This is a genomic window from Streptomyces sp. NPDC007189, from assembly GCF_040703635.1.
Taxonomy (GTDB): domain Bacteria; phylum Actinomycetota; class Actinomycetes; order Streptomycetales; family Streptomycetaceae; genus Streptomyces.
Genome location: NZ_JBEYEY010000007.1, coordinates 132,106 through 154,092, shown reverse-complemented (window position 1 = coordinate 154,092; position 21,987 = coordinate 132,106). Strand labels below are relative to the sequence as shown.

Here is a 21,987-nt window from a genome sequence, read left to right as displayed (position 1 = left end):
GCGGCGGACTGTGGGCACAATTGGTTTCGGCGTCGGACAGCGCGCAACGGATGGGGAGGCAGGGACGACGGTGGCGGAACGGAGCACGGCTGCCGTCGACGTGGCAGACAACAGCGGCGAGCAGCCGCTGACCGCCAAGGCGGACCAGTCCACGGCCGACGGGGTGCCCAAGAACCCGGAGCGGGACACGGACAGCGACCAGGCACAGGGGAGCGGCGGGACCGAGGGTTCCGGACGGAAGGCCTCACCTCCTGAACTGCACAGCGGTCACAAGCTCGCCAGACGCTACCGGCTGGAGGAGTGCGTCACCCGTCTGGACGGATTCAGCAGTTGGCGTGCGGTCGACGAGAAACTCCGTCGTGCCGTCGGCGTCCACCTCCTTCCCGCGGATCACGCGCGGGCCCGTTCCGTGCTCGCCGCCGCCCGTGCCTCCGCACTGCTCGGCGACCCCCGTTTCGTCCAGGTCCTCGACGCCGTCGAGGAGAACGACCTCGTCTACGTCGTGCACGAGTGGCTGCCCGACGCCACCGAGCTGACCACGCTGCTCACGGCAGGCCCGCTGGAGCCGCACGACGCCTACCAGATGGTCAGTCAGATCGCCTCTGCCATGGCCGCCGCACACCGCGAGGGCCTCGCCCATCTCCGGCTCAACCCCAACGCCGTCCTGCGCACCTCCACCGGTCAGTGGCGCATCCGGGGCCTCGCCGTGAACGCCGCGCTGCGCGGCATCAGCTCCGACACCCCGCAGCGCACCGACACCGAGGCGATCGGCGCCCTGCTCTACGCCGCGCTGACCCAGCGCTGGCCGTACGAGAGCGATGCATACGGTCTGTCCGGGCTGCCCAAGGACGTCGGCCTCATCGCACCGGACCAGGTGCGGGCCGGTGTTCACCGGGGCCTGTCGGAACTGGCCATGCGTGCCCTCGTCAACGACGGCGCCACCGCCTCCCGCCATGAGGCTCCGTGCACCACGCCGGAGGAGCTGGTGAAGGCGATCGGCGAGATGCCGCGCATCCGCCCGCCGGAGCCGGCGTTCACGGCCCCGCCGGAGTACCAGCGCACGACCTACCAGCAGGGCGCGTACGGCCGTCCGGCGCCGCACCCCGGCGCCACCCCTCAGCCCATCACCACTCCGCCGCCCCCGCTGCAGAGCCGCACCGGCAAGGCGCTGAAGTGGGCGGTCTCCGCCCTTCTCATCGCCGCTCTCGGTCTGGGCAGCTGGCAGTTGGCGGACGCACTGATGGACCAGGGCGGCAAGTCCGACGACACCAACAAGAGCCAGCAGACCGACGACGGCGGCAAGGGCGCCGCACAGCGCAAGCCGACGCCGATAAGCATCAAGGGCAGTCAGGAATTCGTCGCCAAGGGGGACCCTCAGCATCCCGGTGACGTGGCCAAGACGTACGACGGGAACCCTTCGACGTATTGGCGCACGAAGACTTTCAACGAAGGTCCGACCATCGCCCCCTACAAGCCGGGCGTCGGCATCGTCTACGACCTCGGCTCGGCGAAGTCCCTCAGCACCGCGACCGTCAGCCTGCGCTACCCCGGCGACCACACGACGGTCGAGCTCTACTCGGCCGACTCGCTGACACCGCCCTCCCTGGAGTCGATGCACCAGATCGGCAAGGTCACGAGCACCGGCACCACCGCCACGGTCAAGCTCAGCAAGCCGGTGAAGACGCAGTATGTCCTCGTGTGGCTGACGGCCGTGCCGTACTCGGGTTCGGACCCGAGCGCGTACGCCGGCGCAGGCTACAAGCAGGCCATCGGCGAAGTGAAGTTCACGGGCTGACGTCTCACCCGGACCGGAGGGGGCAGATGGCGGAGGGCGCCGGATACGACGGAGTGAGCGACAAGGAGCTGCTCGCTCGCCACGTGGAAGGCGACTCCGGTGCCTTCGGTGAGATCGTGCGGCGGCATCGCGACCGGCTCTGGGCGGTCGCGCTGCGAACGCTGGGGGACCGTGAGGAGGCCGCCGACGCGGTGCAGGACGCCCTGGTGTCGGCGTACCGGGCTGCCCATACCTTCCGGGGCCAGTCGGCCGTCACGACATGGCTGCACCGGATCACGGTGAACGCCTGCCTGGACCGTGCCCGCAAGGTGGCCTCGCGGAAGACCTCGCCGGTCGACGACACCGAGCGGCTGGAGCAGCTCCTGGAGCCGCACGAGTCGGCGTCGGCACCTGCCGAACGCAACGATGTCCACCGCCAGCTCCTGGAAGCTCTCGGCACGCTCCCGCACGACCAGCGGGCCGCCCTGGTCCTCGTCGACATGCAGGGGTATCCCGTGGCCGAAGCCGCCCGGATCCTCGATGTGCCGACGGGAACGGTGAAGAGCCGCTGCGCCCGGGGCAGAGCCCGGCTGCTGCCTTTGCTCACTCATCTACGGCCCGAGGGTTCCGGAAGCGGAAAAGAACCCGGCTCGGGACGGAACCGGGTGCAGGGGACATCCGTCCCACCGGCAACGGGGTCTCCCGGGGAGAGCCCGGAGGACACGGGACCGAGCGATTCAGCCGTAGTGAAGGGCGGAGGTGGGCGAGCGTGACTTCCACGACAGACGCGGCCGGGCACCCGGACGTCGCGGAGATTTCCGACCTCACCGAAGGCCTGCTTCCTCCGGACCGCGGCGTGGACATACAGCGCCATCTGGAGACGTGCGAGCTGTGCGCGGACGTCCAGGCTTCCCTGGAGGAGATCCGGGGGCTGCTGGGGTCCGCGCCGGATGCGGAGCCCATGCCCGCCGACGTGGCCGCTCGGATCGATGCCGCTCTCGCCGCCGAGGCCTTGCCCAGCGGCTCGCGGGAAACCGCCGACGACCATGTTTCACGTGAAACATCGACCCCGGCCGACCGCCCCGCCGGACGCCCGCACGCTACGACCGGACCGGGACGGAAGAAGAGCGGGCGCGGCCGGCGCCGCAGGGCCGTCGTCCTGGGCACGGTACTCACCGCTGCCGTCCTGGGAGCCGGCTCCCTGGTGTTCCAGTCACTCTCCGGCGGTACGTCGACCACGACGGCGCACAGCACGCCCAGCCCGTCCCTGAGTGCGCTCTCCGGCACCAGCGTTGAGAACCAGGTCCGCAATCTGCTCTCCACGAAGAAGGCACCGCAGCGAGGCTACGACAGCCAGCATCCGCGGTCCGGGCTCACCGGCGGCGAGAACACCCCGCAGGGCACCGAGAGCGCCAATACGCTGCTCCAGACGGAAATCCCCGTCCCCGACTGCATCCGCCGGGCGATTCCGCGGGGTGATCAGGCCCTGGCAGCCAAGACCGGCACCTACGCCGGGAAGAGCGCTTACCTCGTCGTTCTGCCGGACCGCGACGACAGCACACGCGTCACCGTCTACGTCGTCGATGCGGCATGCATAGGCCGCCAGACCGGCACCGCCGGCACCGTGCTTCTGAAGCACTCCTTCGCCCGGCCCTGAGTCAGTTGGAGGATGCGTCAGTGTCACTCCCCCCGGCATGCGTGTGCCCTGACACAGCGGGAATGCGCGCCCCGTAGGATCCGTTGGGTGGGGTGAGAGTCCCGAAAGGGGCTCCCGCGCCGGTCGACTGACGCAGACCAGAGACGAGGAATCAAGCCGTGAGCGACGTCCGTAACGTGATCATCATCGGCTCCGGGCCCGCAGGCTACACGGCGGCGCTCTACACCGCCCGTGCGTCGCTGAAGCCCCTGGTGTTCGAGGGCGCCGTCACCGCCGGTGGCGCGCTGATGAACACCACCGAGGTCGAGAATTTCCCGGGCTTCCGCGACGGCATCATGGGCCCCGACCTGATGGACAACATGCGGGCGCAGGCCGAGCGCTTCGGCGCCGAGCTCGTTCCGGACGACATCGTCTCCGTCGACCTCACCGGCGAGATCAAGAGTGTCACGGACACCGCCGGCACGGTCCACCAGGCGAAGGCCGTCATCGTCACCACCGGCTCCCAGCACCGCAAGCTGGGCCTGCCGAACGAGGACGCCCTCTCCGGCCGCGGTGTCTCCTGGTGCGCGACCTGCGACGGGTTCTTCTTCAAGGACCAGGACATCGCCGTGATCGGCGGCGGTGACACCGCGATGGAGGAGGCCACCTTCCTCTCGCGGTTCGCCAAGTCCGTGACGATCGTCCACCGCCGGGACACCCTGCGTGCCTCCAAGGCGATGCAGGAGCGCGCCTTCGGCGACCCGAAGATCAAGTTCGTCTGGGACAGCGAGGTCGCCGAGATCCAGGGCGAGCAGAAGCTGTCCGGTCTGAAGCTGCGCAACGTCAAGACGGGCGAGCTCTCCGAGCTGCCGGTGACCGGTCTGTTCATCGCGATCGGCCACGACCCGCGCACCGAGCTCTTCAAGGGTCAGCTGGACCTGGACGAGGAGGGCTACCTGAAGGTGGCTGCCCCGTCCACCCGCACCAATGTGACCGGTGTCTTCGCTGCCGGTGACGTGGTCGACCACACGTACCGCCAGGCGATCACCGCCGCGGGCACCGGCTGCTCCGCCGCTCTGGACGCTGAGCGGTTCCTCGCCGCGCTCGCGGACGAGGACAAGGCTGAGCCCGAGAAGACCGCCGCCGTCTGACCTTCCCTTCCCGCCCCACCGCACGATCAAGTTGAGGAGCCCGCTGTGGCCGACCTGAAGAACGTGACCGACGCTTCCTTCGACGAGGAGGTTCTCAAGAGCGACAAGCCCGTCCTGGTGGACTTCTGGGCTGCCTGGTGCGGTCCTTGCCGCCAGATCGCCCCGTCTCTCGAGGCGATCGCCAAGGAGCACGGCGACAAGATCGAGGTCGTCAAGCTGAACATCGACGAGAACCCGGGTACGGCCGCCAAGTACGGCGTCATGTCCATCCCGACCCTGAACGTCTACCAGGGTGGCGAGGTCGTCAAGACCATCGTCGGCGCCAAGCCGAAGGCGGCGATCGAGCGGGACCTCGCCGACTTCATCGCCGAGTGACGTTTCACGTGAAACACGAATGGGCCAACCCCCAGGGGTTGGCCCATTCGCTTGCGCCGGCGCGCTGACGCTACAGCGGCCTGAGCGCCGGTTCCTTCTGGACCGCTCCGAGGAGCCGGTCGAGCGCCATCTCCACGTCTTCCTTCCAGGAGAGCGTCGAACGCAGCTCCAGTCGCAGCCGGGGATGCGTGGGATGCTGCCGGACGGTCTTGAAGCCCACGGCCAGCAGATGGTCCGCCGGAAGCAGACAGGCCGGCTCCTTCCAGCGGGCGTCACCGAAGGCCTCGATCGCCTTGAAGCCCCGGCGCAGCAGATCCTTGGCGACCGCCTGGACCAGTACCCGGCCCAGACCCTGGCCCTGATAGCCGGGCATGACGAACGCCGTCATCAGCTGCACGGCGTCCGGTGAGACAGGGCTTGTGGGGAACGCCGTAGAGCGTGGGACATAGGCCGGAGGGGCATACAGAACGAATCCCACCGGCACGTCGTCGACGTACACCACCCGGCCGCACGACCCCCAGTCCAGCAGGACGGCGGAGATCCAGGCCTCCTTCTCCAGTGCCGAGGTGCCCGCCTTTACCGCCGCTTCTCCGCTGACGGGGTCGAGCTCCCAGAAGACACACGAGCGACAGCGGTGGGGGAGGTCCTGAAGGTTGTCCAGCGTGAGCGGCACGAGCCGACGCCCCATGAAGGCTGTTCCTCGCTTCCTTCGCCCGCCGCATCTCGAGCGGCTGTCAGAGCACTGCGTTCCCTGAGCAGGCTGCCGACGAATCCGCCGACCGCGCCAAGGCCCAGGGCCGCGCTCACCAGTCCTGTGCGGCTCATCGATCGCATGGCCCCGACTCCCCACTCAGAGGTGCAGATGCTGTCCGGTGGATGCGCCATACCCGTTCGCATCGTATCCACGATGCGATTCGCTCGATACTGCATCAAAGCAAAGAGCGGGCCGTGTTCCGGTACACACCGGACACGGCCCGCGTGCTGCATGCCCGAGAGGGCGGGCGAGATCAGTCGTCCTGTTCCTCGGTCGCGCTCTGCAGCTCCTGCTGCAGCACCGGTCCCTCGTCCGGAGCCAGGGTGCTCAGGATCCGCCGGAGATCGTCCACCGAGGCGAACTCAACGGTGATCTTGCCCTTCTTCTGTCCGAGGTCGACCTTCACCCGGGTCTCGAAGCGGTCCGACAGCCGGGTCGCCAGCTCGTTCAGGGCCGGGGAGAGCCGGGAGCCGGCGCGCGGTCCCTTCGGGCGCTGGGGCTTCTGGGGCCGCGAGCCCATAAGGGTCACGATCTCCTCGACGGCTCGCACCGACAGCCCTTCGGCCACGATGCGGTGAGCCAGCCGGTCCTGCTCCTCCGAGTCCTCGATGGACAGCAGCGCCCGGGCATGCCCGGCGGAGAGGACACCGGCGGCCACCCGCTTCTGGACGGCCGGCGAGAGCTTCAGCAGACGCAGTGTGTTGGAGACCTGGGGCCGGGAGCGCCCGATCCGGTCGGCCAGCTGGTCGTGCGTGCAGTTGAAGTCCTTCAGCAGCTGGTCGTAGGCGGCCGCCTCTTCCAGCGGGTTCAGCTGCGCGCGGTGCAGGTTCTCCAGCAGCGCGTCCAGGAGGAGCTTCTCGTCCTCCGTGGCCCGGACGATCGCCGGGATGGCTTCCAGACCGGCCTCACGGCAGGCCCGCCACCTGCGCTCGCCCATGATCAGCTCATAGCGGGCGGGCCCCAGCTGCCGTACGACGACGGGCTGCAGGAGACCGACCTCCTTGATGGAGGTGACCAGCTCCTGGAGCGCGTCCTCGTCGAAGACATCACGGGGCTGGCGCGGGTTGGGCGAGATGGCGTCGAGAGGGATCTCGGCGAAGTGCGCGCCCATCGGAGGAGCCGGCATCTCCGCGGCGGGGCTTGCCGGGGGCTCCTCGGTTCCCTGTGAAACAGGCGGCAGGGTGGCCACCTTCGCTGCGGCCACCCCGCGATCGGTCGTCAGCACCGGGACGGCCGCGGGAGAGGCGGCGGCTCCGCCTCCCAGCCCGGCCGGGGCCGGGTTCTTCTCGGTCGGGGCAGCCGGGATCAGTGCGCCGAGTCCACGGCCCAACCCCCTCCGTCGCTCACTCACTGGATCCCCTCCACCATGCTTGGATCATTCTGGGCGCCGATGTGGGCCTGGCTGGCGTCATAGCTGATTCCGATGCCCTTCAGCGCGATTTCTCGGGCCGCCTCAAGGTACGAGAGGGCACCGCTCGAACCAGGATCGTAAGTCAGCACCGTCTGTCCGTAGCTCGGCGCCTCGGAGATACGGACCGAGCGGGGAATGCTCGTCCGCAGTACCTCGTCGCCGAAGTGGGTGCGCACCTCTTCCGCGACCTGGGAGGCGAGCCGGGTCCGGCCGTCGTACATGGTGAGCAGGATGGTCGACACATGCAGCGTGGGGTTGAGGTGCCCCCGCACCAGGTCGACGTTGCGCAGCAGTTGGCCCAGGCCTTCGAGTGCGTAGTACTCGCACTGGATCGGGATGAGGACCTCCTGGCCGGCCACCAGCGCATTGACCGTCAACAGGCCGAGCGAGGGCGGGCAGTCGATGAGGATGTAGTCCAACGGCTGCTCGTAGGCCTGGATGGCCCGCTGCAGCCGGCTCTCACGGGCCACCAGCGAGACCAGCTCGATCTCCGCACCGGCGAGATCGATGGTGGCGGGGGCGCAGAAGAGGCCTTCCACATCCGGGACCGGCTGGACGACCTCGGCGAGAGGCTTGCTCTCCACCAACACGTCGTAGATGGAAGGAACTTCGGCGTGGTGGTCGATCCCGAGGGCGGTGGACGCGTTGCCCTGTGGGTCGAGGTCGATCACCAGGACGCGGCCGCCATGCAGAGCCAGCGAAGCAGCAAGGTTGACGGTGGTCGTCGTCTTGCCCACGCCGCCCTTCTGGTTGGCGACCACGATGACTCTGGTCTGCTCAGGCCGTGGCAGACCTTCGCCGGCGCGGCCCAGAGCCTCTACCGCCAGTTGGGCCGCACGACCGATCGGAGTGTCGTCCATCGGAGGCGGTGTTTCACGTGAAACATCCGCCCCCATCGACTCGGTACGGGGACCGGGGACCGGATCGGTCATCGGTCCCGCGATGTTGGCGTCGGACCGCAAGGATTCACTCTCCTCGACTTCAGGCTCGCAATGAACAGAGCCTCCCATGCCTTCGGGGTCGTGAACCAGTGAGGCCTGGTGTTCTGTGGAGAAATCCACCTCTGTGGACAACTCCGTGACCCCGGAGAGGGACGCATTGCCCCGAGGGAGAGGCGGGGCACCCCGGGAGAGAGACGAAGGTTCCTGGGAGACAGGCTCCTCTCCCAGGGAACCGAGGGGCTTGCGGTCGCGAGGTTCGGCCGCAGCGCGGCCGCGACTGATGATCCCGTGCAGCAGTGAGCGACGTTTCACGTGAAACACGATGCACAGCGGTCGGCGACCTGACCTTCGCGACACTCCGGCCTGCGTAGGTTTGCCACCTTGTGTGGAGTACGTCTCCTCGCCAGAAGGGGTCGGAAACGCCTCCGCTTTTGATCAACGGCGACGGCGGGTCCGACCCGTCCGGGCGGCCTTGGCGCGCTTGGCCGCGAACCGCACACCGCCCGGGCTCTCCCCGACCTCGACCCGCACCACCGTGGACATCGGGTCCACGATGCCCTCACCCACATGCAGGATGGACGTCTCCACCGCACCGAGCTTGCTCAGCGCCGTGGCCGCGGCCTTCAGCTCCTCCTCTGCGGTGTCTCCCTTCAGTGCCAGCATCTCGCCGTAAGGACGCAGCAGCGGAATGCCCCAGGCGGCCAGCCGGTCCAGCGGAGCCACGGCCCGGGCGGTCACCACGTGAACCGGCGGCAGCTTGCCCAGGACCTCCTCGGCACGGCCCCGCACCACGGTGACATGGTCCAGGCCGAGCAGCTCGACGACCTCGGTGAGGAAGTTGGTGCGCCGCAGCAGCGGCTCCAGCAGGGTGATGTTCAGGTCGTCCCGGACCAGGGCCAGCGGGATGCCCGGCAGTCCGGCACCGGAGCCGACATCGCAGACCGTCACTCCCTCAGGGACGGCCTCGGAGAGCACCGCGCAGTTCAGCAGATGCCGCTCCCACAGGCGGGGCACTTCCCGCGGGCCGATCAGACCGCGCTGCACGCCCGCCTCGGCGAGCAGCTCCGCGTAGCGGACCGCATCGGCGAAGCGATCACCAAACACTTCCCGCGCCTGCTCGGGCGCGGGGGGAAGCTCCGCTGCCTCCGTCACGGGGACCGTCCTTCCGTACAGCGCCGGCGCTTCGCGCACCGACCACCAGAACTACCAGGCTGACAAAGTTCGGCCCCGTCTGCTGAACAGACGGGGCCGGTGAAACTGGGGGCCGATCAGGCCGGCAGCACGACGACGAAGCGCTGCGGCTCCTCGCCCTCGGACTCGCTGCGCAGTCCGGCGGCCTTGACCGCGTCGTGCACGACCTTGCGTTCGAACGGGGTCATCGGCTGGAGCTTGACGGGCTCGCCCGTGTTCTTCGCCTCGGCGGCGGCCTTGGCGCCGATCTCGGACAGCTCGGCCCGCTTCCTGGCCCGGTAACCCGCGATGTCCAGCATCAGCCGGCTGCGGTCGCCGGTCTCCCGGTGCACCGCCAGGCGCGTCAGCTCCTGCAGCGCCTCCAGCACCTCGCCGTCCCGGCCGACCAGCTTCTGCAGGTCACGGCTGCCGGTGTCGCTGATGATCGACACGGAGGCGCGGTCGGCCTCGACGTCCATGTCGATGTCGCCGTCGAGGTCGGCGATGTCCAGCAGACCCTCCAGGTAGTCCGCCGCGATCTCACCCTCCTGCTCCAGGCGGGTCAGGGCGTCTGCACCGTCGGCAGCGGCGGAGGTGGTGCCTTCCGTCACGGGATGGGCTCCTTCTTACTTCTTGGACGGGGACTTGGGCCGCTGCGGGCCACCCTTGCGCTGGCCGGACTGGGCCTTGCTGCGGGTGCCGGAGCCGGGCTTGGAGGCCTGCTGGGGCGCGGCGGGCTTGCTGTCCTGCGGCTCGTCGGACTTCTCCAGCGAGGTGGACCCGCCCGCCTGCTTGGCCCCGGACTGACGCTGGGACTTGGACTGGCGCTTGGGCTGCTGGCGCCGGGCAGCAGCGGCTTCCGCTCCGGTACCGGCGGCCGGGGTGGCCTCCGCACCGTCCGCGGTCTGTGCCGCGGCCTGTGCCGTACTCGGCACCACGCTGCCGTCGGTCTGGGCAGCGAGGCCGGCCTTGTTCAGGGCGTTGATGAACTTGCGCTCGAACTCGTTGCGGTCGCGGCCCTTGGCGACGATCGCCTTCACGATGGTCTTCTCGCTACGGCGACGGATCTTGCCGTGGTGCGTGACGTGCTTGGTCAGACGTTCCAGGTAGGCGGCCTGGGCCTTGGAACCCGGGGTCGGGTTGTTGTGGATGACGTACATCTGCTGGCCCATGGTCCACACGTTGGTGGTCAGCCAGTAGACGAGGACACCGACCGGGAAGTTGATGCCGAACACGGCGAACATGACCGGGAAGACGTACATCAGCATCTTCTGCTGCTGCATGAACGGGGTCTTCACCGTGGTGTCGACGTTCTTCGTCATGAGCTGGCGCTGCGTGTAGAACTGCGAGAACGACATCAGGACGATCATGAGCGCGGTGACGACCCGCACGTCGGTGACCGTGGCACCCAGCGCGTGGACGGTCGCAGAGCCGTCCTTGAACTTCGCGGCGAGCGGGGCGCCGAAAATGTGCGCCTTACGGGCGCTGGCCAGCAGCGAGTCGTTGATGACGCCGATCGTCTTGCCCGACGCAATGCCGTTGAGCACGTGGTACAGCGCGAAGAAGAACGGGGACTGCGCCAGGATGGGAAGGCACGAGGAGAGCGGGTTGGTGCCCGTCTCCTTGTACAGCTTCATCATCTCTTCGGACTGGCGCTGCCGGTCGTTCTTGTAGCGCTCCTGGATCTTCTTCATCTCCGGCTGGAGCGTCTGCATCGCGCGCGTCGACTTGATCTGCTTCACGAAGAGCGGGATCAGGCAGATGCGGATCAGGATCACCAGGGACACGATGGACAGGCCCCAGGCCCACCCGGTGTCGGCGCCGAAGATCGCGCCATACATCTTGTGGAACTGGACGATGACCCATGAAACGGGTGTCGTGATGAAGCTGAAGAGGCTGGCAATCGTGTCCACTAATCATGCTCCTTGGGCATGGGACGAGGTCTCTGCGGCCGGCCTCGGAGGAAGCTCGGAAGCAGGGCTTCCGGACTCCGTTCCGGTGGCCGGTTCGGCGGCGGAGGGCCCCGCCTTGCGTGCGCGCCAAGCGTTGCGCAGCATTTCGTGCCACCGCGGACGCTTGCGCGGCGGGACGTGGTCCACACCACCCAGCGACCACGGATTGCACCGGAGGATGCGCCAGGCGGTGAGTGCCGTTCCCTTGATGGCACCGTGCCGGTCGATGGCCGTGTAGCCGTAGTGGGAGCACGACGGGTAGTACTTGCACACCGGCCCCAGCAGTGGACTGATCGTCCACTGGTACAGCTTGATCAGAGCCAGCAGCGGGTACTTCATCGCGCGCCCCCTCCCAGCAGCCGCTGTAGGGCGGCATCCAGGTCTCGGGCCAGCTGTGCGTGGTCCGCGCCGCCCGCCTCGGGCAGCGCTCGTACGACTACCAGGCTACCGGGGGGAAACAGGGCTACTCGGTCACGCATCAGATGACGCAGTCTGCGCTTCACTTTGTTGCGCACGACCGCGCCACCCACGGCCTTGCTCACGACGAAACCCGCACGCGTCGGGGGAGCGCTCTCCCCAGGCGCGTGCGGGTCCGTGGCACCGCTACGAAGGTGGACGACGAGAGTCGGGCGGCCTGCCCGGCGTCCTCGTCGCACCGCGGTCGCGAAGTCCTCGCGCCGCCTCAGCCGGTTCTCGGTGGGCAGCACGACGTCATGACCTGATCGGGATCAGGCGGACAGACGGGCGCGACCCTTGCTGCGGCGGGACGCGAGAATCGCGCGGCCGGCACGGGTGCGCATACGCAGCCGGAAGCCGTGGGTCTTCGCGCGACGACGGTTGTTCGGCTGGAAGGTGCGCTTGCTCACTCGGGGGCTCCAGAAAGAAATCGGTAGTTGCGGGGTGCCGTCTTGGCTGTCACCGTGCGCCCACGAGTAGCTCGCGTCACGCCCGAGTGCACCGCTTCCCGATCACCTGACGTGACCTGTGCCCATCGGAGGCAGGCGGCAGCAGCCATCGACAACTCGACCTGGTTACGGTACGCGGGGCTGCGCCATCCGGTCAAACCGGGGGTCACGGAGAGACACTATCCACAGGCTGGGGACAACAACTTGAACCGTAGCCGCCGCGCTGACTACCGTGGCTGAACTCCGATTCGTTCTTTTGTCCCCCGCCCCGGCGGGTTTGACCCACCGACCACCCGAAGTACCCCCCGACCCGTCCCGCGATCACACGTTCGTGGGACCTGTGAGAGAGCGTGCCCTGTGGCTGACGTACCCGCCGATCTTGCCGCAGTGTGGCCGCGAGTACTGGAACAGCTCCTCGGAGAAGGCCGCGGACAGGGGGTCGAGGCGAAGGACGAGCACTGGATCCGGCGCTGCCAGCCGCTCGCGCTGGTCGCGGACACCGCCCTGCTCGCCGTACCGAACGAATTCGCGAAGGGCGTACTGGAGGGCCGTCTCGCGCCGGTCGTCAGCGAGACGCTGAGCCGCGAGTGCGGCCGTCCCATCCGGATCGCGATCACCGTGGACGACTCCGCGGGCGAGCCGCCGGCTCCCGCGGCGCCGGTGCAGCAGCCGCCCAAGCCGCGCTACGAAGAGCCGGAGCTGCCGTCCGGCCCGTCCTACGAGGAGCGGTCCTACGACGGGTACGGCCGCCACCGCGCCGCCGAGCCGTCGCCGGCCGAGCAGCAGTCCCGCGACCAGCTCCCCGTCGTGCGCCCCGCGTACCCCTCCGAGTACCAGCGCCGCGAGCCGGGCGCCTGGCCGCGGCCCACGCAGGACGAGTACGGCTGGCAGCAGCCGCGGCTCGGCTTCCCCGAACGCGACCCGTACGCGTCGCCGTCGTCCCAGGACGCCTACGGCTCCCGCTCCGACGGCTACGGTCCGCCGTCCCCGGACTACCGCTCACCGGGCATGGACCGGCCGTCGTACGAGCAGCAGCGCGGTGAGTACGAAGCCCCGCGCGCCGACTACGACTCGGGGCGCGGGGACTATGACTCCGCGCGCCCCGAGTACGAGCCGCCACGCACCGAGTACGACCAGCGCGACCCCGTCCGCCGTGAGCTGCCCGAGCAGCCGGCCGGCGGTGGCCCGGCCCACCGCGGGGGCCCCGGCCGCCCGGACCTGCCCGCCACCGGCGCACCCGGCCCGCTGGCCGCACAGCCCGCGCCGGCGAGCGGACCCGGTGAGCCGACGGCACGGCTGAACCCGAAGTACCTGTTCGACACGTTCGTCATCGGCGCCTCCAACCGGTTCGCGCACGCGGCCGCGGTGGCCGTCGCCGAGGCGCCGGCGAAGGCGTACAACCCCCTGTTCATCTACGGGGAGTCGGGGCTCGGCAAGACGCACCTGCTGCACGCCATCGGGCACTACGCGCGCAGCCTGTACCCGGGCACGCGCGTGCGGTACGTCAGCTCGGAGGAGTTCACCAACGAGTTCATCAACTCCATCCGCGACGGCAAGGGCGACAGCTTCCGCAAGCGCTACCGCGAGATGGACATCCTGCTCGTCGACGACATCCAGTTCCTCGCGGACAAGGAGTCGACGCAGGAGGAGTTCTTCCACACCTTCAACACCCTCCACAACGCCAACAAGCAGATCGTGCTGTCCTCCGACCGGCCGCCCAAGCAGCTGGTCACGCTGGAGGACCGGCTGCGGAACCGTTTCGAGTGGGGACTGATCACCGACGTCCAGCCGCCCGAGCTGGAGACGCGCATCGCGATCCTGCGCAAGAAGGCGGTGCAGGAGCAGCTCAACGCCCCGCCGGAGGTGCTGGAGTTCATCGCCTCGCGGATCTCGCGGAACATCCGTGAGCTGGAGGGCGCGCTGATCCGGGTGACGGCGTTCGCCTCCCTCAACCGGCAGCCGGTGGACCTCGGGCTGACCGAGATCGTCCTGAAGGACCTGATCCCCGGCGGCGAGGACTCGGCACCCGAGATCACGGCCACCGCGATCATGGCGGCCACCGCCGACTACTTCGGGCTGACGGTGGAAGACCTGTGCGGCACCTCGCGCGGGCGCGCGCTGGTCACGGCGCGGCAGATCGCCATGTATCTGTGCCGGGAGCTGACCGATCTGTCGCTGCCGAAGATCGGGGCGCAGTTCGGCGGGCGCGACCATACGACCGTGATGCACGCCGATCGCAAGATCCGCGCGCTGATGGCCGAGCGGCGGTCGATCTACAACCAGGTGACCGAGCTGACGAACCGGATCAAGAACGGCTGACGGGCGGCTGCCGCCGGCCTCGCCGACGTGTGAGGGCGCCTTCAGGACGAATGTCCCGGGGGCGCCCTTTGGCGTGTACGGCTGTCCAAGGGGCGGCGGTGTCCATGTGGCGCCCGGTCCTGCGGCTGACCCGGGGAGTGGGTTTCGCCTGCCCGCGCCGACGGGGTGCCGCTGCGCCACCCGTGCCGCCTGGGGGTGCCCCCAGGCTCTTGAAGCACTGGGGGAGGCGCGACTGCCCGCAGCCGCGACGGGCACGGCGGTCGGACCACCGCGGCTGACCGCCGGAGCTGCGTGAGCGCCCCCGACGCCGGGCGGGCACCGCGCCGGCGGCACGACTGCCCGCAGATTCGCGGGCATGAGGGCCTGCACGGCGGCTGGGGAGTGTTGGTCGGGCGTTGCCAGGTGTTCGAATTTCTGGCGGGTTACGGCCACCCTCCACAGATTCGGTGACTTTCTTCCGTCCACACGCTGGGGACTGCCGAGTTGTCCCGAGCGGCGTCCACAGGGAGTCTGTTCACAGGGGATTCGCCCAGGTCAGACCCCTGTGGAATCGTGGACGAGCGATCTCCACAGACTGTGGACAGAGCGGAGATCCACAGGCTGTGCACGAGGTTTTCCACCGGCGGCCCACAGGCCGGGGCCGGTTGTCCCCAGTGATCCCCGGCTTCTCCACATGGCTGTCCACTGTTCGGCAACGCGACGCCCTCTCTCACCGCGTCGAGTGAAAGCCGTCACACCAAGGTGCCGGATTGGGGTGTGGGAAACCTGGGTAAACCTGGGGACGCAGCTGGGGAGAACTGCCCTCGGGCTGTGGGCGGTGTGTGCAGAACTTTCCGTTCTCCACAGACACCCCCGGTTGTCCACCGGCGCCACCCACAGGGCCCGTGGATAAAATCTCGGCTCTGAGCTGGGCAAACGTGGTTATCCACGGTATCCACAGCCCCTACTACTACTCCCGACTAGAGATAGCTCGGCATTCGTTTCGAAGCGGGGGCTGTGCACAACTCGCCGTCTCGTGCCCGGCTGCCTCTTGGAGCGACTTGACCCCGACGGGCACCTACTGTCAGTGCGGTGCGTCAGACTGGTCCCCGGTGTCCTTCCCTTCGCAGTGGGCGGTGACACCGAGTCGGAGGACTCAGTAGCAACAGCAGGAGGCGGCTTACGGTGAAGATCCGGGTGGAACGCGACGTACTCGCGGAGGCAGTGGCGTGGGCGGCACGCAGCCTCCCGGCCCGTCCGCCGGCGCCTGTCCTCGCCGGCCTCCTCCTCAAGGCCGAGGACGGCCAGCTGAGCCTGTCGAGCTTCGACTACGAGGTCTCCGCACGCGTGTCCGTGGAAGCCGAGGTCGAGGAGGAGGGCACCGTCCTCGTCTCCGGCCGGCTGCTCGCGGACATCTCCCGCGCCCTCCCCAACCGCCCGGTGGAGATTTCCACAGACGGTGTACGGGCGACCGTGGTCTGCGGGTCCTCCCGGTTCACCCTGCACACCCTGCCTGTGGAGGAGTACCCGGCGCTGCCGCAGATGCCGAACGCCACGGGCACCGTCCCCGGCGAGGTCTTCGCGGCCGCCGTCTCCCAGGTGGCCATCGCCGCCGGCCGTGACGACACACTGCCCGTCCTCACCGGCGTGCGCATCGAGATCGAGGGCGACACGGTCACGCTGGCCTCCACCGACCGCTACCGCTTCGCCGTCCGCGAGTTCCTGTGGAAGCCGGAGAACCCGGACGCCTCCGCGGTCGCCCTGGTCCCGGCCAAGACGCTGCTGGACACCGCCAAGTCGCTCGGCGCCGGGGACAGCGTCACCCTGGCGCTGTCCGGCTCGGGCGCCGGTGAGGGCCTGATCGGTTTCGAGGGCGCCGGGCGGCGTACGACCACGCGGCTGCTCGAGGGCGACCTGCCGAAGTACCGCACGCTGTTCCCGACCGAGTTCAACTCCGTCGCCGTGATCGAGACCGCGCCCTTCGTGGAGGCCGTCAAGCGTGTGGCGCTGGTGGCCGAGCGGAACACCCCGGTGCGGCTGAGCTTCGAGCAGGGCGTGCTGATCCTCGAGGCCGGGTCCAGCGACGACGCACAGGCTGTGGAAAGGGTCGACGCCCAGCTGGACGGCGACGACATCTCCATCGCCTTCAACCCGACGTTCCTGCTGGACGGCCTGAGCGCGATCGACTCCCCGGTGGCCCAGCTGTCGTTCACGACGTCCACCAAGCCGGCGCTGCTCAGCGGCAGGCCGGCGGTGGACGCCGAGGCCGACGACGCCTACAAGTACCTGATCATGCCGGTGCGGCTGAGCGGCTGACCGTCTTCCACAGCTGTGCACAGTGCCGGGCTCCTGCTGTGGATGCCCGGCGCCGGTGCCGGCCGGTGTTGGTTTCCGCAGGTGAGCGCGTATGCCCACAGCTGTGCACGAAGGGTCGCGATTAGGCTCGGCACGGCACGAAGGTGCCTCACACGCCACACAGCGACCTAAGGAACACAACTGATGGAGCTCGGTCTCGTCGGCCTCGGCAAGATGGGCGGCAACATGCGCGAGCGGATCCGCCGCGCGGGCCACACCGTCATCGGATACGACCGCAACGCGGATCTCGCGGATGTCCACAGCCTGGAAGAGCTTGTGGGCAAGCTCAGCGGCCCGCGCGTGGTCTGGGTGATGGTCCCGGCCGGCGAGCCCACCCAGTCGACCATCGACCAGCTCGCTGAGCTGCTGGAGCCCGGCGACGTGGTCGTGGACGGCGGCAACTCCCGCTGGACGGACGACGAGAAGCACGCCGAGGAGCTGGCGGCGCAGGGCATAGGCTTCGTCGACTGCGGCGTCTCCGGCGGCGTCTGGGGCCTGGAGAACGGCTACGCGCTCATGTACGGCGGTGACGCGGAGAACGTCGCCAAGGTGCAGCCGGTTTTCGACGCGCTGAAGCCGGAGGGCGACTTCGGTTCGGTGCACGCCGGCAAGGTCGGCGCGGGCCACTTCGCGAAGATGGTCCACAACGGCATCGAGTACGCGATGATGCAGGCCTACGCCGAGGGCTGGGAGCTACTGGAGAAGGTCGACTCCGTGGAGAACGTCCGCGAGGTCTTCCGCTCCTGGCAGGAGGGCACCGTCATCCGCTCCTGGCTGCTCGACCTCGCGGTCAACGCGCTGGACGACGACGAGCACCTGGAGGGCCTGCGCGGTTATGCACAGGACTCCGGTGAGGGACGCTGGACTGTGGAGGCCGCGATCGACAACGCGGTGCCGCTGCCGGCGATCACCGCGTCGCTGTTCGCGCGGTTCTCCTCCCGGCAGGAGGACTCGCCGCAGATGAAGATGATCGCCGCGCTGCGCAACCAGTTCGGCGGCCACGCCGTGGCGAAGAAGTGATCCACAGGGATCCACACAATCCCTAGGGATCCACAGAACGCAGAGGAAGCACTCCGAGGAAGGCCGGCGAAACGACCATGCACGTCACGCATCTTTCGCTGGCAGACTTCCGCTCGTACGCCCGGGCCGAGGTCCCGCTCGACCCGGGCGTCACCGCGTTCGTCGGCCCCAACGGGCAGGGCAAGACCAACCTGGTCGAAGCGGTCGGATACCTCGCCACGCTCGGCAGTCACCGGGTCGCGTCGGACGCCCCGCTCGTCCGCATGGGCGCCGAGCGCGCCGTCATCCGGGCGCAGGTCCGGCAGGGCGACCGGCAGCAGCTGGTCGAGCTGGAGCTGAACCCGGGCAGGGCCAATCGCGCCCGCATCAACCGGTCCTCGCAGGTCAGGCCGAGGGACGTGCTGGGGATCGTACGGACCGTGCTGTTCGCGCCCGAGGACCTCGCCCTGGTCAAGGGCGATCCGGGCGAACGGCGGCGGTTCCTCGACGAGTTGATCACCGCCCGGTCGCCGCGCATGGCCGGGGTGCGCTCCGACTACGAGCGCGTCCTCAAGCAGCGCAACACCCTGCTGAAGACCGCGGCTCTCGCGCGCCGGCACGGCGGGCGATCCATGGACCTGTCCACGCTCGACGTGTGGGACCAGCATCTCGCGCACGCGGGCGCCGAGTTGCTCGCCCAGCGGCTGGACCTGATCGCCGCGCTGCAGCCGCTGGCCGACAAGGCGTACGAGCAACTGGCCCCCGGCGGCGGCCCGCTGGCGCTGGAGTACAAGTCGTCCGCGCCCGGTGAGGCCCACGCGCGCGAGGATCTCTACGCCCAGCTGATGGCGGCGCTGGCCCAGGCGCGCAAGCAGGAGATCGAGCGCGGGGTCACCCTGGTGGGCCCGCACCGCGACGACCTGGTTCTCAAACTCGGTCAGCTGCCCGCCAAGGGGTACGCCTCGCACGGCGAGTCCTGGTCCTACGCGCTCGCCCTGCGCCTGGCCTCCTACGACCTGCTGCGGGCCGAGGGCAACGAGCCGGTGCTGGTCCTGGACGACGTGTTCGCCGAGCTGGACGCGCGGCGCCGGGACCGGCTGGCCGAGCTGGTCGCGCCCGGCGAGCAGGTGCTGGTCACCGCCGCCGTCGACGACGACGTACCGCAGCTGCTGGCCGGGGCGCGGTACACCGTGTCCGGGGGGACGGTGGAGCGCGTATGAGTACCGACGACCCCACCCCGAAGGCCGACGGAGCCACTTCCGGCAAGGCGGCGGAGCCCTCCGGTGTCGACCTCGCGCGCGTGGCGCTGCGCGCGGCGAAGGAGCAGGCACGCGCGCGTGGGGACGCGGCGCGGCAGAAGAAGCAGGCCCGACGCGGTGGCGGGCTGCGTTCCGGGGCGCGCGCGGACGGCCGCGACCCGATGGCGCTGGGCGCCGCGATCAACCGGCTGCTGACCGAGCGCGGCTGGGAGACGCCCGCGGCGGTGGGCGGTGTGATGGGCCGCTGGCCGCAGATCGTCGGCGAGGACCTGGCCAAGCACTGTGTGCCGCAGCGGTACGACGAGGACGAGCGCGTGCTGGTCGTGCAGTGCGACTCGACGGCCTGGGCGACCCAGCTGCGCCATCTCGCGCCCGCGCTGGTCGCCCGGCTCAACGAGGACCTGGGGCCCGGCACGGTACGGATGATCAAGGTGCTGAATCCGGGCGGTCCGGCCCGCCGCTACGGCCCGCTGCGGGCTCCGGGAAGCTCCGGACCCGGCGATACATACGGGTGACGTACATCACGTCGTAGCGGGCGACCGTGCCGCCGTCGCGGCGCCGTCTCGCGCGTGCGGACATGCCCCGCGGCACGGCCGGATCGCCATCTGACCCCCCAGTAGCCAAGGGTTGACGGCTCGAAGCGCTGAGTGCCGCTGTGAGCCCCTTGGAGCCCCCATCCGTATATCGGGACCCGATCGAGGCCGGTTCAGGGCGGCACATGGGGACTCAGGTACCGGCAAACCCCCATCGATGTCAGACCTACCGGTAGACTGGAAGACAATCCCGCCCCAACGTGGGGACCGCCCGGGAAAAGCTGAGCAACGCTGATCAAGGCTTACCACCGCAACATGCCGCAGCCGCTCCGGCAACCTGCCGACGAGCCCGGCTCGTGCTGTGCCAGAAAGGGCGCTTCGTGGCCGATTCCGGCAACCCCAACGAGAACATCCCGTCCACCGACGCCGGCGTGAACGCCGAGGCCATCACCGAGGCCTCCGCCAACAGCGAGGCCACCGCCTCGACGTCGTACGACGCCAGCGCCATCACCGTGCTCGAAGGGCTGGACGCGGTCCGCAAGCGGCCCGGCATGTACATCGGTTCCACGGGCGAGCGCGGTCTGCACCACCTGGTGTACGAGGTTGTCGACAACTCGGTCGACGAGGCGCTGGCCGGATACGCGGACACGATCGACGTCACGATCCTCGCCGACGGCGGCGTCCGGGTCGTCGACAACGGCCGTGGCATCCCGGTGGGCATCGTGCCCTCCGAGGGCAAACCGGCCCTGGAGGTCGTGCTGACCGTGCTGCACGCGGGCGGCAAGTTCGGAGGCGGCGGTTACGCCGTCTCCGGCGGTCTGCACGGTGTGGGTGTGTCCGTCGTGAACGCGCTGTCCACGAAGGTCGCCGTCGAGGTGAAGACGGACGGCCACCGGTGGACGCAGGACTACAAGATGGGCGTGCCGACCGCCCCGCTGGTCAAGCACGAGGCGACCGAGGAGACCGGCACGTCGGTCACCTTCTGGGCCGACCCGGAGATCTTCGAGACCACCGAGTACTCCTTCGAGACGCTGTCGCGGCGTTTCCAGGAGATGGCGTTCCTCAACAAGGGCCTGACGATCAGGCTCACCGACGAGCGCGAGTCGGCGAAGGCCACCAGCGGCGCCGACGAGGCGGGTGCGGACGAGAAGGCCGAGGTCAAGACCGTCACGTACTACTACGAGGGCGGCATCGTCGACTTCGTGAAGTACCTCAACTCCCGCAAGGGAGAGGTCGTGCACCCCACCGTCATCGACCTGGAGGCGGAGGACAGGGACAAGAGCCTGTCCCTCGAGGTCGCGATGCAGTGGAACAGCGGCTACAGCGAGGGCGTGTACTCGTTCGCGAACATCATCCACACCCACGAGGGCGGTACGCACGAAGAGGGCTTCCGCGCCGCGTTGACCTCGCTGATCAACAAGTACGCGCGCGACAAGAAGCTGCTGCGCGAGAAGGACGACAACCTCACGGGTGACGACATCCGCGAGGGTCTGACCGCGATCATCTCGGTCAAGCTGAGCGAGCCGCAGTTCGAGGGCCAGACGAAGACCAAGCTGGGCAACACGGAGGCCAAGACCTTCGTGCAGAAGGCGGTCTACGAACACCTCAACGACTGGCTGGACCGCAACCCGGTCGAGGCCGCGGACATCGTCCGCAAGGGCATCCAGGCGGCCACCGCGCGCGTGGCGGCCCGCAAGGCCCGCGACCTGACCCGGCGCAAGGGCCTGCTGGAGTCGGCGTCGCTGCCGGGCAAGCTGGCCGACTGCCAGTCCAACGACCCCACCAAGTGCGAGATCTTCATCGTCGAGGGCGACTCCGCCGGCGGCTCGGCCAAGTCCGGCCGGAACCCGCAGTACCAGGCGATCCTCCCGATCCGCGGCAAGATCCTCAACGTGGAGAAGGCCAGGATCGACAAGATCCTGCAGAACCAGGAGATCCAGGCGCTGATCTCCGCCTTCGGCACCGGTGTGCACGAGGACTTCGACATCGCCAGGCTCCGCTATCACAAGATCATCCTGATGGCGGACGCCGACGTCGACGGCCAGCACATCAGCACCCTGCTGCTGACCTTCCTGTTCCGCTTCATGCGGCCGCTGGTCGAGGCCGGGCACGTGTACCTGTCCCGTCCCCCGCTCTACAAGATCAAGTGGGGCCGGGACGACGTGGAGTACGCCTACTCGGACCGTGAGCGCGACGCACTGATCGAGATGGGCCGCCAGCGCGGCAAGCGCGTCCGCGAGGACTCGATCCAGCGCTTCAAGGGCCTCGGCGAGATGAACGCCGAGGAGCTGCGCGTGACCACGATGGACCAGGAGCACCGGGTCCTCGGCCAGGTCACCCTGGACGACGCCGCCCAGGCCGACGACCTGTTCTCGGTCCTCATGGGCGAGGACGTCGAGGCCCGCCGCCAGTTCATCCAGCGCAACGCCAAGGACGTCCGTTTCCTCGACATCTGAGTCGGTCTCAGCTGACCG

20 protein-coding genes are annotated in these 21,987 nt (G+C 69.0%); 11 read left to right on the top strand and 9 right to left on the bottom strand.

Going from position 1 to position 21,987, the window contains the following annotated elements; genetic code table 11:
• Positions 1 to 70 precede the first annotated feature (70 nt).
• From AB0950_RS16815 to trxA, 5 genes are all read left to right on the top strand, one after another.
• The gene (locus AB0950_RS16815; protein WP_366778783.1) at positions 71 to 1,795 is read left to right on the top strand and encodes a protein kinase family protein; all 1,725 of its coding nucleotides are present in this window, start codon (positions 71 to 73) and stop codon (positions 1,793 to 1,795) included.
• A gap of 26 nt (positions 1,796 to 1,821) precedes the next feature.
• Positions 1,822 to 2,547, top strand: a complete 726-nt coding sequence (gene sigM, locus AB0950_RS16810; RefSeq protein WP_360153263.1) for an RNA polymerase sigma factor SigM — start codon at positions 1,822 to 1,824, stop codon at positions 2,545 to 2,547.
• Positions 2,544 to 3,431 (top strand): hypothetical protein, encoded by an 888-nt coding sequence (locus AB0950_RS16805; protein ID WP_366778782.1) that lies wholly within the window; start codon positions 2,544 to 2,546, stop codon positions 3,429 to 3,431. Before sigM ends, AB0950_RS16805 begins: the two co-directional genes overlap by 4 nt.
• Positions 3,432 to 3,589: 158 nt before the next feature.
• Entirely contained in the window at positions 3,590 to 4,561 is a 972-nt protein-coding gene (gene trxB / locus AB0950_RS16800) for a thioredoxin-disulfide reductase (protein ID WP_360153257.1), read from the top strand.
• Positions 4,562 to 4,606: 45 nt separating this feature from the next.
• Positions 4,607 to 4,936, top strand: coding sequence for a thioredoxin (gene trxA, locus AB0950_RS16795; protein ID WP_360153254.1), 330 nt, complete (start codon positions 4,607 to 4,609; stop codon positions 4,934 to 4,936).
• Between the two features lie 70 nt (positions 4,937 to 5,006).
• Here trxA and AB0950_RS16790 read toward each other — a convergent pair whose 3' ends face one another.
• The 9 genes from AB0950_RS16790 to rpmH all read right to left on the bottom strand — a co-directional run bounded on the left by AB0950_RS16790 (position 5,007) and on the right by rpmH (position 12,030).
• Positions 5,007 to 5,624, bottom strand: a complete 618-nt coding sequence (locus AB0950_RS16790) for a GNAT family N-acetyltransferase (protein WP_361977709.1) — start codon at positions 5,622 to 5,624, stop codon at positions 5,007 to 5,009.
• Positions 5,625 to 5,943: 319 nt separating this feature from the next.
• On the bottom strand, positions 5,944 to 7,041 hold the full coding sequence (locus AB0950_RS16785; protein ID WP_360153248.1) for a ParB/RepB/Spo0J family partition protein: 1,098 nt from the start codon (positions 7,039 to 7,041) through the stop codon (positions 5,944 to 5,946).
• Entirely contained in the window at positions 7,038 to 8,111 is a 1,074-nt protein-coding gene (locus tag AB0950_RS16780; RefSeq protein WP_079071013.1) for a ParA family protein, read from the bottom strand. Before AB0950_RS16780 ends, AB0950_RS16785 begins: the two co-directional genes overlap by 4 nt.
• 366 nt (positions 8,112 to 8,477) lie before the next feature.
• Positions 8,478 to 9,194, bottom strand: coding sequence for a 16S rRNA (guanine(527)-N(7))-methyltransferase RsmG (gene rsmG, locus AB0950_RS16775; protein ID WP_360153245.1), 717 nt, complete (start codon positions 9,192 to 9,194; stop codon positions 8,478 to 8,480).
• A 116-nt stretch (positions 9,195 to 9,310) separates the two neighbouring features.
• Complete coding sequence (locus AB0950_RS16770) at positions 9,311 to 9,823, bottom strand: R3H domain-containing nucleic acid-binding protein (RefSeq protein WP_360153242.1); 513 nt, start codon at positions 9,821 to 9,823, stop codon at positions 9,311 to 9,313.
• A 15-nt stretch (positions 9,824 to 9,838) separates the two neighbouring features.
• The gene (yidC, locus tag AB0950_RS16765) at positions 9,839 to 11,125 is read right to left on the bottom strand and encodes a membrane protein insertase YidC (RefSeq protein WP_360153239.1); all 1,287 of its coding nucleotides are present in this window, start codon (positions 11,123 to 11,125) and stop codon (positions 9,839 to 9,841) included.
• Between the two features lie 3 nt (positions 11,126 to 11,128).
• Positions 11,129 to 11,503, bottom strand: coding sequence for a membrane protein insertion efficiency factor YidD (gene yidD / locus AB0950_RS16760; RefSeq protein WP_360153236.1), 375 nt, complete (start codon positions 11,501 to 11,503; stop codon positions 11,129 to 11,131).
• The gene (gene rnpA / locus AB0950_RS16755; protein ID WP_330338901.1) at positions 11,500 to 11,871 is read right to left on the bottom strand and encodes a ribonuclease P protein component; all 372 of its coding nucleotides are present in this window, start codon (positions 11,869 to 11,871) and stop codon (positions 11,500 to 11,502) included. Before rnpA ends, yidD begins: the two co-directional genes overlap by 4 nt.
• Positions 11,872 to 11,892: 21 nt before the next feature.
• Positions 11,893 to 12,030, bottom strand: a complete 138-nt coding sequence (gene rpmH, locus AB0950_RS16750; RefSeq protein WP_003956500.1) for a 50S ribosomal protein L34 — start codon at positions 12,028 to 12,030, stop codon at positions 11,893 to 11,895.
• Between the two features lie 396 nt (positions 12,031 to 12,426).
• On the opposite strand from rpmH, the gene dnaA reads away from it, so the two are divergent.
• The 6 genes from dnaA (at position 12,427) to gyrB (ending at position 21,969) form a co-directional block, all read left to right on the top strand.
• Positions 12,427 to 14,388 carry a chromosomal replication initiator protein DnaA gene (dnaA, locus tag AB0950_RS16745; RefSeq protein WP_366778781.1) on the top strand — a complete coding sequence of 654 codons (1,962 nt, stop codon included), beginning with the start codon at positions 12,427 to 12,429 and terminating at the stop codon, positions 14,386 to 14,388.
• A 1,164-nt stretch (positions 14,389 to 15,552) separates the two neighbouring features.
• Entirely contained in the window at positions 15,553 to 16,683 is a 1,131-nt protein-coding gene (gene dnaN, locus AB0950_RS16740; RefSeq protein ID WP_360153228.1) for a DNA polymerase III subunit beta, read from the top strand.
• 183 nt (positions 16,684 to 16,866) lie between these two features.
• The gene (gene gnd / locus AB0950_RS16735) at positions 16,867 to 17,742 is read left to right on the top strand and encodes a phosphogluconate dehydrogenase (NAD(+)-dependent, decarboxylating) (RefSeq protein WP_360153225.1); all 876 of its coding nucleotides are present in this window, start codon (positions 16,867 to 16,869) and stop codon (positions 17,740 to 17,742) included.
• Between the two features lie 77 nt (positions 17,743 to 17,819).
• A complete protein-coding gene (gene recF / locus AB0950_RS16730) occupies positions 17,820 to 18,941 on the top strand; it encodes a DNA replication/repair protein RecF (RefSeq protein ID WP_366778780.1) in 1,122 nt (373 codons plus the stop codon).
• Entirely contained in the window at positions 18,938 to 19,495 is a 558-nt protein-coding gene (locus AB0950_RS16725) for a DciA family protein (RefSeq protein ID WP_366778779.1), read from the top strand. The genes recF and AB0950_RS16725 overlap by 4 nt, the downstream gene beginning before the upstream one ends.
• Positions 19,496 to 19,869: 374 nt before the next feature.
• The gene (gene gyrB, locus AB0950_RS16720) at positions 19,870 to 21,969 is read left to right on the top strand and encodes a DNA topoisomerase (ATP-hydrolyzing) subunit B (protein ID WP_360153216.1); all 2,100 of its coding nucleotides are present in this window, start codon (positions 19,870 to 19,872) and stop codon (positions 21,967 to 21,969) included.
• Positions 21,970 to 21,987: the final 18 nt, after the last annotated feature.